This window comes from Neorhodopirellula pilleata (genome assembly GCF_007859915.1).
Classification (GTDB): domain Bacteria; phylum Planctomycetota; class Planctomycetia; order Pirellulales; family Pirellulaceae; genus Rhodopirellula; species Rhodopirellula pilleata.
Genome location: NZ_SJPM01000001.1, coordinates 359,039 through 373,194, shown reverse-complemented (window position 1 = coordinate 373,194; position 14,156 = coordinate 359,039). Strand labels below are relative to the sequence as shown.

General features: G+C 55.6%; 9 protein-coding genes. 8 read left to right on the top strand and 1 reads right to left on the bottom strand.

Annotation, left to right across the window (positions count from 1 at the left end; genetic code table 11):
* Positions 1 to 214 precede the first annotated feature (214 nt).
* The 8 genes from Pla100_RS01120 (at position 215) to leuD (ending at position 12,980) form a co-directional block, all read left to right on the top strand.
* On the top strand, positions 215 to 3,205 hold the full coding sequence (locus Pla100_RS01120; protein WP_146575854.1) for an FG-GAP-like repeat-containing protein: 2,991 nt from the start codon (positions 215 to 217) through the stop codon (positions 3,203 to 3,205).
* A 174-nt stretch (positions 3,206 to 3,379) separates the two neighbouring features.
* On the top strand, positions 3,380 to 3,565 hold the full coding sequence (locus Pla100_RS01115) for a hypothetical protein (protein WP_146575853.1): 186 nt from the start codon (positions 3,380 to 3,382) through the stop codon (positions 3,563 to 3,565).
* Between the two features lie 264 nt (positions 3,566 to 3,829).
* Complete coding sequence (locus Pla100_RS01110; RefSeq protein ID WP_146575852.1) at positions 3,830 to 4,999, top strand: DUF1559 domain-containing protein; 1,170 nt, start codon at positions 3,830 to 3,832, stop codon at positions 4,997 to 4,999.
* 263 nt (positions 5,000 to 5,262) lie between these two features.
* Positions 5,263 to 8,172: an FG-GAP-like repeat-containing protein gene (locus tag Pla100_RS01105; RefSeq protein WP_197167618.1), complete on the top strand. Its 2,910-nt coding sequence runs from the start codon at positions 5,263 to 5,265 to the stop codon at positions 8,170 to 8,172.
* Positions 8,173 to 8,319: 147 nt separating this feature from the next.
* A complete protein-coding gene (gene glmS, locus Pla100_RS01100) occupies positions 8,320 to 10,173 on the top strand; it encodes a glutamine--fructose-6-phosphate transaminase (isomerizing) (protein WP_146575850.1) in 1,854 nt (617 codons plus the stop codon).
* Positions 10,174 to 10,292: 119 nt separating this feature from the next.
* Positions 10,293 to 10,493: a hypothetical protein gene (locus Pla100_RS01095; protein ID WP_146575849.1), complete on the top strand. Its 201-nt coding sequence runs from the start codon at positions 10,293 to 10,295 to the stop codon at positions 10,491 to 10,493.
* Between the two features lie 247 nt (positions 10,494 to 10,740).
* Positions 10,741 to 12,225: a 3-isopropylmalate dehydratase large subunit gene (gene leuC, locus Pla100_RS01090; RefSeq protein WP_231602533.1), complete on the top strand. Its 1,485-nt coding sequence runs from the start codon at positions 10,741 to 10,743 to the stop codon at positions 12,223 to 12,225.
* A gap of 164 nt (positions 12,226 to 12,389) precedes the next feature.
* Entirely contained in the window at positions 12,390 to 12,980 is a 591-nt protein-coding gene (gene leuD, locus Pla100_RS01085) for a 3-isopropylmalate dehydratase small subunit (protein WP_146575848.1), read from the top strand.
* Between the two features lie 547 nt (positions 12,981 to 13,527).
* Here the strand turns inward: leuD and Pla100_RS01080 are convergent.
* The gene (locus Pla100_RS01080; protein ID WP_146575847.1) at positions 13,528 to 14,136 is read right to left on the bottom strand and encodes a hypothetical protein; all 609 of its coding nucleotides are present in this window, start codon (positions 14,134 to 14,136) and stop codon (positions 13,528 to 13,530) included.
* Positions 14,137 to 14,156: the final 20 nt, after the last annotated feature.

The following is a 14,156-nucleotide window of genomic DNA, read 5'->3' as shown; positions in this document are numbered from 1 at the left end:
CCGAACGGGTGGTTTCACGAAGTGCGTTCCGAACGGTTACACTGGCGGTCTGCTCTCGCTCATGTTGGGAAGCGAGATCCGGTTCGCCCGGTCGGCGACAACCACCAAATGAATCAATACGAAATCGATCGCATGGATTCAAAGAATTGAGTTAGTCGAAATGTGTATTGGATGGATCAGTTCGGATCGAATAAATGCTCCCTGGCCCCCGACGATGTTGATTGTTGGGATCACTACCTGCTTGCTCGGCTTAACGCTCTCGTCGGGATGCGATTCGAATTCGGCCGGCCCCGCTGACACGCCACCGCGGAACTCAAACCGGATCGAGCAACCAGCCCACGAACATTTGGTTCGTGCTCAACAAGCGATCACAAGCGGCGATCTGCAACGCGGACAACAACTAGTTCAACAGCATCTCCTGATGCGGCCCAACGATGCGAAGGCTTGGGAGCTAGCCGGTGACCTCGCCACTCACGAAGGAGACCTCGAGCAGGCCTCGGAATTCTACGCCACTGCGATTCAGAACACCCAACGCCCGACGCTCATGGTCCTAGATAAGCTAGCCAAAACGCACCTTGCCCGAGGAGCCGCATTCGAAACGCTCTCGGTATGGCAACAGACTTTAGAAGACTATCCCGAGGCGATCCAACCACGATTCGATCTGGTCGGTTTGGCCACCGCCGTCGGCCTGAATCGAATGGCGATCGAGCCGCTTCGATGGCTGGTGAAACAACGTTTGGGTGATGTTGAAAGTCTAGTCATGCTGACGAACCCGATGCGAAGTGAACCCGATCCTGAAACATGCCGGAAGTTGTTAGCCCGATACCCGAGTGACCTTCGTCCTCACTATGGCCTAGCGAGGATGGACGCCGAAGCGTTTCGCTGGGAGGCGGTGGTGAGCCGTTTACAACCCGTAATCGCGAAGCACCCTGATTTCTTGCCCGCGAGCGTGCTTTATGGGCGAGCCCTGCTTGCACTGAGCCTTCATCGACCAACGTCGAATGAACCATGGACCAGCGAACTTGCCAAATGGGCTTCAACGCTGTCCAACGAGATGCAATCCAATCCTGAATTCTGGAAGCTTGTGGGGCAATACCACCACTCGACGAATGATCACAATCTCGCTTCGAGAGCATTCGCCAAGGCCGTTGTGCTCGAACAAGCCGTGGATACCTCCTCGTTGACGGAACTCGTCTCCTCGTTAACTGCATCGGGCGATCAAAGACGTGCCGACGTGGTAGCTAAACACTTGGACCAACTTGCTCAACTTCAAGACGCCACAACCACGTTCTTGGAACGTCACTCCCGATCGCAACGGTCGGCGATGCTCATCGCCTATCAATTGGTGGAACTCGGTCGGCACTGGGAAGCTGAAGCTTGGACGCGTCTGGCCAAATCTTTACCCGACGATCCGGTCGTGGAAATTGACCGGGCTCACCAAGCCATTCTGGCGAGATTGGGACGCACCAACGCTTGGCAGGATGAACAGTGGCTGGCATCCCTTGACCTGCCTGAGCTCGACATCACTGAAATCGACTGGTCAGTCCAACAACACGAAACCGTTGTCGAGCACACCCCGGACGGGGGACGGCCCTTACGCCTTGTCGATCGAGCGATCGAGCTCGGTTTGCAGCATCAAGTCGCACTGCCACCGGATGCCGAGACAGAAGGCTTTTGGATTCACCACAGTGTCGGAGGCGGGGTCGGGGTCGTCGATTATGATCTGGACGGATGGCCCGATCTCGCTCTGGCCAATCTTGATGGCCAAGCTCGCCAAAGCAACTCATCGCCCAATCAATTATTTCGTAACCTATCCGGACGATTCCTCGACGTAACCGCCCACACGCGTTACCACGACACTGAGTTTGCTCAAGGCATCTGCGTCGGTGATTTTAACTCCGATGGTTTCGCCGACGTACTTGATTGCAACATCGGTCGCAATCGCTTGTATCGCAACAACGGCGATGGCACTTTCGGCGACGTCACCGATCAAGTCGGCCTACAGGGCGACGAATGGACGACGTCCGCAGTGATCGCCGACATCGACGCCGACGGGTTGGCCGATATCTTCGAGGTGAATTACTGCGCAGGCACGCGTCCGATGACCCAGCCTTGTCGAAGTGAAACGACAGGGCTGTACTCGAGTTGCCCACCTCTGCATTTCGATGCCGCTGCGGATCGCGTTTGGTCATTGACACCCGACGGCCAATTCGTCGATCGCCGCAAGCAGTGGCTCGGCCCGTCTGACCCCGGCCGGGGGTTAGGCGTGATCGCGGGCGAACTTGACGAACGTCCTGGCCTTGACCTTTATGTCGCCAACGATATGTCGATCAATCATCTTTGGTCTGCGCAAAAGCAACCAACCGGCTTCGGACTCGCCGAGGTGGCCACGGTGCGTGGGCTCGCAATGAGCGGCCAATCTCGTTCGCAAGCTTCGATGGGAATGGCCGTCGGTGATCCCGATGCTGACGGCGATTTCGATTTGTTCCTGACTCACTTTGCCGAGGAGCACAACACGTATTACGAACAAGTCTCGGCCGGAATTTGGCAAGATCGCACCTTTGCCGTCGGCTTACTCGAACCATCGCTCAAAATGCTTGGCTTTGGAACCCAGTTCGTGGATTTGAACAACAACGGAAAGCTCGAATTAATCATCACCAACGGCCACGTGAGCGATACCGGACGAACGGATATTCAGTATCGAATGCGGCCGCAACTCTTCGAGCTAGAAGCCGGTGGTCATTGGCGGCAAGTGTCCGCAGAACAAATTGGCCCATACTTCGAGGATGTTCATTTGGGACGCGCCCTTGCCACGCTCGACGCGAATCGTGACGGATTGTCCGATGTCGTAATCACCCAATTGTTCCAGCCAGTGGCTCTTCTTATCAACCAATCGCCGGTCGAGGCTGAAAGCGTCGATTTGCTCTTAACCGCAACGCAATCTCACCGTGACGCGATCGGCACCATCGTGCAAGCGACTGTGGGCGACGATACTCGGCATCATCAACTAACAGCCGGCGACGGATATATGTGCAGCAACGAACGTCGGATCGTCATCGCAACGGCAGGTCGCGAGCACGTTGACAGCCTACAGGTTCGTTGGCCATCCGGGACGGTGCAAACATCTGGCCCTATCAAAAGTGGGAGGACGTACCGATGGGTTGAAGGAGAACTCGCCCCGACCCAGCTAGAGCGTCATGAGTAAGCCGAACATCCGATAGGGGATTGTTGGTATCTTGTCATCCCAAACTAGCCGCAATATAATTCCTTGATGTGTCAGTTAGTTTAATTTGCTCTGTCAAGTAGTTTGATTAGCTTAAGTCGAATCGGTCGCGTTATCTTTCGACTGTCCGTGCCCTCCAAGAAAACTAGATTACCGATGATGAAAAAACTTCTGTTCCCGTTCTGTTTTGTTGCTGTGTTCTCGATTGTCACGGGCTGTGGTGGTGGCGGTGGACCAGCCGAGTTCGACCCATCAACTGCGGATCCGTATACCGCCGAAGACGAAAAAGCCGCTGAGGACTACGAGGCACAACGGCTCAAGGAAATGAAAGAACAATCTTAGTGGCTCGTCAAAACTTCTCGTCCTTTATCCGTGGATGACAAGGAGAGCTTCGCGTTGAACCGCGTCCACAACGGCTTGCGAAGCATTTTTACTCTCTCCACCGGCCAACGCGACCTTGCCAGGTCGCGGGCCCTCTTTTCATTGACTTCAACGGTATGTTCTCGTATACTTGACACGCAAGGGTCAAATGCTTACGCTTGGAGCCCGGTAGTGGTTGGGGATTCTCCCAGAAATATTCTTCTCTAAAAAAGGGTGTTATCAGACATGAGGTATTCAAAGGACCGGCAAGCTTTCACGCTTGTCGAATTGCTGGTGGTCATCGCGATCATCGGCGTGCTGGTTGGGCTGCTGCTTCCGGCAGTTCAGGCGGCCCGTGAAGCGGCACGGCGCATGAGTTGCAGCAACAACTTTAAACAAATTGGCTTGGGCCTGCACAATTACCATGCCGCTTATGACAAGCTTCCCAAGCACAAAAGCGGCACCGGCGCTGGCGGGAATGCGAACTACCTTTCCGGGCTCGTCGGATTGCTGCCCTTCATTGAGCAACAAGGCCTATGGGAACAGGTCGTGAATCCATTTGGATTCAACCGCGACGACACGGTGAGGAATCCTCCCTATCCCGCGATGGGACCACGACCTTGGGACGACAACTATCAGCCATGGCTTACTCAAGTCCCTGGTTATCGTTGCCCGAGCGACCCTGCGAGGCCCGGAAATAATCGAGTCGCATTCACCAACTACGTGTTTTGTGTCGGAGATGCCTTCTTTGAACAGCATCACAACGGCAAAGATGATAATGGTGTGCCTTCGACCCACGGGACCTGGGGAGCGGAAGATGGTAATCGCTGGGCACGCGGGATGTTTCATGGACGCACCTTCACTGGCTTCCGCGACGTTCTCGATGGTTTGTCCAACACGATCGCGATGGGTGAGATTCAGTGTGGAAATAACACTCGGGAAATCACCAACATGATCCACCGAGATAATGGTGTCGCTGACCGAGCACCGAATTATTGGGAAACGGTTCCAGGGCTCATCGATCCGGCACGCCCTCGCTTCTGGTCAACGACAGCGCCAGCCAACGTCGACACCGACCAGAACCACCAGCGTGGGCGACGATGGTCCGATGGACGCCCCACCTACACCACCTTCCTAACGATCCGTCCACCCAACGGGTACAATGTTTGCCGCGGTGAAGGTAACTTTGGAATCTATTCCGCTAGCAGTCGTCACCAGGGTGGGTGCCATATCTTGATGGGTGATGGAGCCGTGAAATTCGTCACCGATTCGATCGAAGCGGGCAACCAAGCCCAAATCGCATATGGCGGTGCGGGCTTCAACACCAACAATCATGTCGGCCTGCCAAGTCCCTACGGATTGTGGGGTGCTCTGGGTACGGACGAGATGCAAGAGATGATCGACCAAGAGTTCTAACGAGCCCCGTCGACGGAATAAGCATTCAAACAAAACGGGCGTTGCATCGGCAACGCCCGTTTCTGGTTATTAAGTGGCTTCACAAAGGGGTCTGCCCCTTTGGAAGTTTGGAAGCGAGTCGATCATCGTCTAGTTGAACTTCAGGGTTGATGGCTAGTCATTTCCAAGCGAAGTGCTTGAACGATAACTTTCTGTCGAGCTGCGGAATTTTCGTTTTGCTCGGTTGCTGGCTACTAACAGGTTGCAATCGTGAATCCCCCCGGTTGCCAACGAGTGAAAGCAACAGTCCTTTCGAGTCCGCGCAGAACCTGGAGAGAACAGGAGATACCGAGTCCATTCTTAAGGCTGCACAGGAAGCGTTGCTCGACGATCCCGGTAATACCGCTGCGGTTGAATTGGCAATGGATTGCTATCACAAGCTGGGGCAGTTTGGCCCGGCGGCCGACCTAGCGGCTGAACTGGCATCGAAACCGGGTTTCAATTCAGAGAATCGCCTTGTCCTCGCTTTTGATTGGCATCTTCGAGCCGGCGACTACGAACGTGCTGAAAAAGATCTCCTGAACGGACTCGCTGTCGCACCCAATAGCATCAAGCTCAATCGACTGATCGCCCAACTGCTTAACTCGCAAGGGAGGCGGGCCGAAGCGAGCGTCTATGTCCGCAATCTCATTCGGCTTGAGCAAATTCGCCCCGAAGAATTGCTCAGCCTAATCGATCTTCGAGGCCCGTTTCACTTGGTCGAGTATGGGGATTTGATCGACGTGCGCAATGTCTCGTTGTTTCAACTGGGGCGTGCTCGTCAGCTCTACTCGAGTGTGCGTGGATCGGCCGACGAGACCATCTCAATTCTGAACCCGCTCACCGAGAAGTACCCCGAGAGCTCGGCGGTAGCGGCGTTTTATGGCCGGGTCTTGGCCGAGAACGGGCCGACGGGATCCTACGAGAAATGGCTATACTCCGAACTACCAAATGGCATCACGCGACAACCGGAGTACTGGAGCAGCTTGGGAACTTGGCTTAGCCAGCAAAACCGTCTCAAAGAATCGGTCAGAGCATGTGCCGAAGCGATTCGCCTAGACCCATCCGACCGCGAGTCGCTCCGAACGATGATCACTGCTTTAGAGGAGCTCAATGAAACGGAAAAGGCAACTCAGCTTCGGCAACGACTGAGTGACCTGGACCAGATTTTTCGAATCGCCAAATCCGCCGATCACGAACAGTCACTGTGGATCTCACAGACGTTGCAAGAGCACGCGAGGCCGTGGGAATCCATCGGCTGGCTAATTCAATCCAAGGGACTGCAGGGAACACTGCGTGAACACGCCGTCGAAATCACGCAGCGTTTCCAAGCGACATGGGCTTGGGAAAAGTCCACTTCTCGAGATCGGATCGAATTGGCCAAACAACGTCAATTACTCGGATTCTCCGCATCGAAATGGCCGCTTCCCGACTTGAACCGAGCGTACCATGCGTCGAGACTAGACTTTTCTCATCCGTCCGAGCAAGTCGTCTATCGGTTAATCGATGTCGCAGCCACCTTGGGACTCGTCACGAAGTACGATTCAGGCTTCCCGTTCGATAAGATCGACGACGCGAAGCTGGGCGGAACACCTATGTATGTTTACCAAATCAACGGCGGTGGTATCGCGGCGGTTGACTATGAACTCGACGGCTCAGTTGACCTTTACATCAGCCAAGCCGGAGGGACTCCAGGGGAGCCTGGAGGTTCCCAACCCAACCAAATGTTCCGTTTGTTGGATTTTCAATTTTCCGAAACCACCCGATCTTCCGGTGCAGACGATCGAGGGTTCTCGCAGGGCGTCTGCGCCGGCGATATTAACCAAGATGGATTTCCTGATTTGCTGGTCAGCAATATTGGAGAGAACAACGTCTACTTCAATCAGGGCGATGGCACTTTCAGGCCCGCACCAGATTTGATTTCCGAAAAAACGAAGGTCTGGAGCAGTTGCTTGGCGGTAGCGGATCTCACGGGTGATCACTTACCAGAGATCGTGGAAGTCAATTACATCGATGATGCGTCATCGCATGAGTCGAAATGTGATCCGAGTTGTGCATCGCCGCAAAAATTTGCCAAAGCAACGGACGACTTTTACACTTGTCAGCCGGATGGGACTTTTCTCAGGTGGGATACGCTCGAGGCCCCCGCACGACTGGGGCTCGGTGTCGTCATCACCAATTTCGACAATCGAAATGGCAACGACTGTTTTATTGCCAATGACGGTGATTTCAATCATTTCTGGAGTAGCCGGAAAGCAAGAACAACAGCGGGCGGATCGAAATTTGAACTAGTCGAGTCGGCGAACATTCGCGGCTGCAACATCGGACGCGGTGGCAACAGCCAAGCCTGTATGGGGGTCGCCTCGGGTGACTTCAATGGCGACGGGACACTTGATCTACACGTCACCAATTTTTTTGAAGAGCCTGCCAACCTGTTTCTCCAAACAAAGAATGGCTTCTTCTCTGACGAAGAACGAAAGTACGGCCTACATGACGCTTCGTTCAACGTCCTCGGATTCGGTACCCAAGCCGCCGACATCGATCACGATGGATGGTTGGACCTGTGTGTGCTGAACGGACATGTGAACGACGAGCGAAAGAGCGGCGTTCCCTTTCAAATGAAATCGCAAGTCTTTCGTGGTGGCGAACGTGGTTTTAAGTTGCACCTTCCCAAGGATTCGGGCAATTACTGGGATCAGCCGAATCTCGGTCGAACACTCGTCCTCCTCGATTGGAACCGCGACGGGAGAATGGATTTCGCAGGGAGTTACTTGGATCGTCAGATCTCGTTGCTAGAGAACCGCACAGAACCCCTCGGTGATTGGATTCAATTGGAGCTAGTCGGCAGCACGAGCGAGCGTGATGCGATCGGTACGACGGTATCAGCCCGCGTCGGCAAGCGAACGTTCAAAGCATGGAACACAGCGGGGGACGGATACATGTGTTCCAACGAGCCCCTCGTGCATCTGGGACTAGGGAAAACCAGCCAAATCGATGAGCTCGTTATCGCTTGGCCCAGCGGATTGACCCAAACCTTTCGAAACGTTGCCACGAATCGGCGGTATCTTTTAGTCGAAAGCCAAGCGATCTTCGCTCGCACCGAACCTAAACACGACACACCGCAGCCACCGAACCCGGCCGTGGACAGACTCTGAGTTCAGATTCAGGCTCAAGTTGAAGCGGGGCCGCGGGGCCGAGGGTCTGATTGTTTCGTCTTGACTTTTCACTGACGAATTGGGACACCCTGGCCTGGAGTACGAAAGTGTGAACTCTCACCCTTTTTCCCGATTGAAAGCGATCGCATGTGTGGAATTGTCGGATACGTCGGTGCCGAAGACGCGGCAGAGTTTCTCGTCGACGGTTTGCGGCGATTGGAATACCGTGGTTACGACAGCGCGGGCGTCGCGATCGCCGGGGACGACCAGATCCGAATCACCCGTTCGGTCGGTCGTATTCAATCGCTCGCCGACCGCTTGGGCGCGCCGCCTGAGGGCACCTTGGGGTTAGGGCACACCCGCTGGGCCACCCACGGACCGGCCACCGAAGAGAACGCTCACCCGCACGTCGGCGGCGACGGCGAAGTCGTGCTCGTGCACAACGGCGTGATCGAGAACTACCAAGTCCTCAAGGACGGTTTGATCGAAAAAGGCTATACGTTTAAGTCCTTGACCGACAGCGAAGTGATCGCCCACCTGATCGCCGAGGGGCTCGAGAACACCCCCGAAATCGATGGCCAGCCACACGCCCGGTATGTGACTGCGGTTCAATGGGCGATCGCCCAGCTTCGCGGCACGTACGGGTTGGGAATCCTGTTTCGCGACAAGCCCAACTTCATGATCGCCGCCCGATTCGGCAGCCCCTTGGTCCTCGGCGTCGGCCGGGGTGAGAACTTCATCGCCTCGGACGCATCGCCGCTCGCCGGGCGGACCGACCGCATTGTGTTCTTGGCCGATCACCAGCTCGCGGTTTTGACCGCTGAGGGATTCTCGGTGCTGCATCGCGATAGCGGCAAGGTCCGCGTCAACATCCAACCGCTCGAAGCCGATGCCGGCCAAGTCAGCATGAACGGCTATCCCCACTACATGCTCAAGGAAATTTTCGAGCAACCCGACGCTCTGCGAAACGCGATGCGAGGTCGGCTCAACGACCAAGACGCCACAGCCGTATTCGGCGGGTTGAACCTGACCCCGCAACAACTCCGCAGCGTCGAGCGGATCATCCTGACCGGCTGCGGCACGAGTTGGCACTCGGCGCTGGTCGGCGAATACTTGATCGAGGAATTGTCCCGGATCCCGGTCGCCGTGGAATATGCGAGCGAATTGCGTTATCGCAATCCTCCGATCGAAAACAACACGTTGGTATTCGGAATCACACAAAGCGGTGAAACGGCGGACACCCTCGCCGCACTCAATGAAACCAAACGCAAGGGACACCGCTCGCTGGCGATTTGCAATGTCGTCGGCAGCTCGATCGCACAGGCTTCTGATGGAGGCGTCTATTTGCACGCCGGACCGGAAATCGGAGTCGCGAGCACGAAGGCGTTCACGAGCCAGTGCTGCGTCCTGGCCATGCTGGCGTTGTTTTTCGGGCGGATGCGGCACATGAGTTTCGAAACCGGCGGCCGGATTATCGAGGATCTGCGACGATTGCCGTCATCGGTCGAGCAGGCGCTCACGTGCGACTCGGAGGTCCGCCGGGTCGCCCAAAAGTACCAGGACGTCTCCAACGTGTTGTACCTCGGCCGACGCTACAATTTTCCCACGGCCCTAGAGGGGGCTCTGAAACTCAAAGAAATCAGCTATATCCACGCCGAGGGCTACCCGGCTGCGGAGATGAAGCACGGTCCGATCGCGTTGGTCGACGCCGCCACACCGAGCATCTTCATCATGCCACGGGGCACCACCTACGACAAAGTCATGTCGAATATGGAGGAAGTCAAAGCCCGTGGCGGCCCCGTGATCGCCATTGCGAGCAGTGATGACACAGAAATTCGCAAAATCGCCGACGATGTCATCATGATCCCCGAAGTTCCGGAGTTCCTGCAGCCGATTGTATCAGTCATACCGCTACAGTTACTCTCATACCATATTGCCGTTTTACGGGGTTGCGACGTCGACAAGCCTCGGAATTTGGCAAAAAGTGTGACGGTTGAGTAAAGTGGTCGTTGTAGGCGAATTGCGAGTGTCTATTCTGGACGTCCCTCTTCTTCGGGTGGCGTCCCTACGCACCCGCTATTCTGTTTTTACCGATACAAAGACATTTGGAGTCACCTCAAATGGATAAACGCGGCCTTAGCTACAATTCTCGCAAAGCGTTGATGGTCAATATCGGTGAAAACGCGGGCTCGGAAGTTGCGGATCTGTTGACCCGGTTGTTGGACGAAGTCGAAGAACTCCGCCGCACCAAGGTCAGCATCACGCGGATCGTGCCCGGCCAAAACGAACCAGCGCGCGAGTACATCGAAGAACCTGTTTAGTGGTGTCTAACAGCAAAAAGTTAGGGTAACGGATCTTGTTAAAGATCCTTTAGCGGTAGGATCTTTAACAAGATCCACAACCCTAACTATTAGCTGTCCCAGACCTTTAGGCTTCAGTCCGATTTACTTTTGATTCGGGAGGTTCGCCCGGGGCGCATCTTGACATTCTCGGCCTCAGTGTCGACAGTGGCGGCACTGCGAGAATCGGTTCTCGCTTCTTGATTTCTCCGAATCCCGCCTGTTTTCGATGCCCGACTCATCCGCACCCCCGGTTTCTTCTTCCTCGGTAACTGACGCGGACGCATCCGCAGCCGGTACCTCTTCGCAGCCCGGTCAACAGACGCTGCTCGACAAAATCTGGGACCAACACGTCGTCCACGCTCCCAAGGACGAAGCGGCCATTCTGTACATCGATTTGCATCTGGTTCACGAAGTCACCTCGCCTCAGGCCTTTGAAGGTTTGCGGATCAACGGGCGAAAAGTCCGTCGGCCCGAGCGGACGATCGCCACGCCGGATCACAACGTGCCCACCTCGGACCGCAGCCTACCGATCGCCGACCCGATCAGCAAAAAGCAAATCGACACGCTGCGAGAAAACTGCAAGGAATTCGGCGTTCGTTTGTTTGACATTGATGACGTTCGCCAAGGCATCGTGCACGTCATCGGTCCCGAAAACGGCTACACGCAACCGGGCATGACGATCGTTTGCGGCGATTCGCACACCGCTACCCACGGCGCGTTCGGGGCTCTCGCCTTCGGGATCGGAACCAGCGAAGTCGAACACGTCTTGGCGACGCAGACGTTGTTGCAGTTCAAACCCAAGACATTCGAATTGCGCGTCGACGGCGAACTGTCCCGAGGCGTGACGGCCAAGGACATGATCCTGTACTTGATCGGCCAAATCGGCACCGCCGGCGGCACCGGCTATGTTCTGGAATATACCGGTGATTGCATTCGTGCGTTGTCGATGGAAGAACGCATGACCGTGTGCAACATGTCGATCGAAGCCGGAGCCCGAGCGGGCATGATCGCGCCCGACCAAACGACATTTGACTATCTTCGCGGTCGCCCCGAAGCACCCAAGGACTTTGATGCCGCCGTCGAGCGTTGGAAACAATTGCCGACCGATGCGGGAGCCACCTACGATCGCAGCAACGTTTATCAAGGCAGCGACATTCGCCCCCAAGTGACCTGGGGTACCAACCCCGGCCAAGTGCTCAGCATCGATGCGCAGGTTCCCGATCCCGGTGACACGAGCGATCTGAATGAACAAAAAACGGTCGCACTCGCACTGCAGTACATGGACCTGAAAGCGGGCACGCCGATCACGGACATTCATATCAACCGCGTCTTCATCGGTTCGTGTACCAACGCCCGCATCGAAGACTTGCGTGCTGCCGCCGCCGTGATCAAAGGTCACCGTTGCAGCGATCAAGTTAGCGCGATGGTGGTGCCCGGTAGCGGCCAAGTCAAAACTCAAGCTGAAAAAGAAGGCTTGCACAAGATCTTCATCGAAGCCGGGTTTGATTGGCGTGAAGCGGGCTGCAGCATGTGCTTGGCGATGAACCCCGACAAACTCGCCCCCGGTGAGCGATGCGCCAGCACGAGCAATCGCAATTTCGAAGGCCGGCAAGGCAAAGGCGGACGGACGCACTTGGTCAGCCCCGCGATGGCCGCCGCCGCCGCGATCGAAGGCCGTTTCGTCGATATCCGCGATTGGCAATACCGCTAGGAACTAGTGCGAAAGTTTGCCGTAGCGAAAGTTGACACGACTTTCGGTGATCGACCATCCAGACCGAAACTCTTGGCGAGTTTCGCTCCCCTATCCTCCGTATTCATTCCACTCGCTTCGGCCAACCGCTAAACGCCAACAGCCGAAGCCAAAGGCTTCCCACCATGCAAAATTTCACGGTTCATCAAGGCGTTGTGGCCACACTCGATCGCGCCAACGTCGATACCGATCAAATCATCCCTAAGCAATTTCTCAAGCGAATCGAACGGACCGGTTTCGGCCAGTTCCTGTTTTTCGATTGGCGCTTCATGGATGATGGCGAGACCGAGAACCCGGACTTCGAGCTTAACCGAATCAACGTTAAAGGTTCGTCGATCTTAATCGCCCGACAGAACTTCGGCAGCGGCAGCAGCCGCGAACACGCCGTATGGGCGTTGGACGATTATGGCTTCCGCGCCGTGATCGCACCCTCGTTTGCCGACATCTTCTTTAACAACTGCTTTAAGAACGGCTTGTTGCCGATCACGCTCAGCGAAGGAGACATCGAAGAGTTGTTTCAACGAGCGGCCAAGGGAAATCCCTATCAGTTGACGATTAACTTGGAAGACCAAACCATCACCGATGGTCAAGGCTTCGATCGTTCGTTCGAGGTCGACGCAAGCCGCAAGCATAAGCTGTTGCACGGCCTTGACGACATCGCCGAAACTCTTCTGCACGAAGACAAGATCACCGCCTACGAAACTTCCATGGCGTGACGGGCTTCCATGGCGTGACGGCAAGGTAATCCACGATGCGACCGCACGCGGTTTCCTTCGGACCCACGCCGCTAGCGGGCTTTCGGTTTAGTTTGCATCGTAACCCGAAGCGTGAGCGAGGGATAATTGATATTGACTCATCCCTCGCTTACGCGTCGGGTTACGATAAACCAATGCCACAGGCAAAAGCGCAACTTCAAAAAGCGTGAGCGAGGGATCCAACGCCACTAAATCCTCTATGCATTGCTCCCCTGCCAGCTCGTCTGGCAGGAAGCCGAGGTTGACAAGCTAGACGCTTCGCCCAACCTTCCGATTTTCACTTGTGCTCGCCGCTTCAAGCGGCGAGCACAAGTGAAAATCGGAAGGATGGGAGGCGGCGGTGCCTAGCTTGCAAACCTAATTCACCCACGAGACGAGCTTGTGGGGGTCAAAAAAGATGTGGCCTATTAAGAGGGCAGGAGACTGGGAACGAGTGCAACAAGCCGAAACTCTTGGCGAGAGTTCGCTCCCCTTAAGTCTCAAGCGTGACAACGCACAATCGAGTCGATTATTTGGACTCGATCGTCAGTTCATCAAACTGAGCCGACCCGCCCATCACGCGGACGACCACACCAGTCTTCTTCGCGGCGATTTCCGGATGGGTTGCTTTCAAAGTCGCGTTACCGATCTGAACCGTCATTGTGTCCCCTTCACTGGTAATGGTGAAGTCGACCCATTCGTTCTTGGGAGTTTGGATGTCCGCTTGAGCGATTGATTGAGCCTTTGATTTCGGGTCGGCTTTGTTCGGAGCGATTGCGAGCGTGACCTTGTTCGCTAAGACCGTCAGGGCACATAGGTGGCCTTTTTTGTCGAGTTCGCTCGGTGCCGGATCGAACCCGATGTTGACCGCGCGAGCATCGACGTTGCGAAACTTGCCGGTCACCTTGCCGTCCTTGAACGGCACCAACCAACGGGCCGCCGCCGGGTGATGGTCCGATTCCTGCTCGGCCCCGTGCATTACGCCGTCGCGGACTTCCCACTTGCCGATCGACGACTTCCACTGTGACGGAGCGTCGGATTCAAAACTTGCCGTCGCACGCTCGCCGGCAAACCCGACCATCGAGCAGAACGAGAGGCATCCCATTACCAAGCCAAGACAAAGAAATAAACGCATCATCAAATTTCCATTTGAAAGTG

Bases quoted from the DNA above. Each gene is read 5' to 3' on its own strand.
- Pla100_RS01120 (WP_146575854.1), top strand. From the start codon at position 215: ATGTTGATTGTTGGGATCACTACCTGCTTGCTCGGCTTAACGCTCTCG.
- Pla100_RS01115 (WP_146575853.1), top strand. From the start codon at position 3,380: ATGATGAAAAAACTTCTGTTCCCGTTCTGTTTTGTTGCTGTGTTCTCG.
- Pla100_RS01110 (WP_146575852.1), top strand. From the start codon at position 3,830: ATGAGGTATTCAAAGGACCGGCAAGCTTTCACGCTTGTCGAATTGCTG.
- glmS (WP_146575850.1), top strand. From the start codon at position 8,320: ATGTGTGGAATTGTCGGATACGTCGGTGCCGAAGACGCGGCAGAGTTT.
- Pla100_RS01095 (WP_146575849.1), top strand. From the start codon at position 10,293: ATGGATAAACGCGGCCTTAGCTACAATTCTCGCAAAGCGTTGATGGTC.
- leuC (WP_231602533.1), top strand. From the start codon at position 10,741: ATGCCCGACTCATCCGCACCCCCGGTTTCTTCTTCCTCGGTAACTGAC.
- leuD (WP_146575848.1), top strand. From the start codon at position 12,390: ATGCAAAATTTCACGGTTCATCAAGGCGTTGTGGCCACACTCGATCGC.
- Pla100_RS01080 (WP_146575847.1), bottom strand. From the start codon at position 14,136: ATGATGCGTTTATTTCTTTGTCTTGGCTTGGTAATGGGATGCCTCTCG.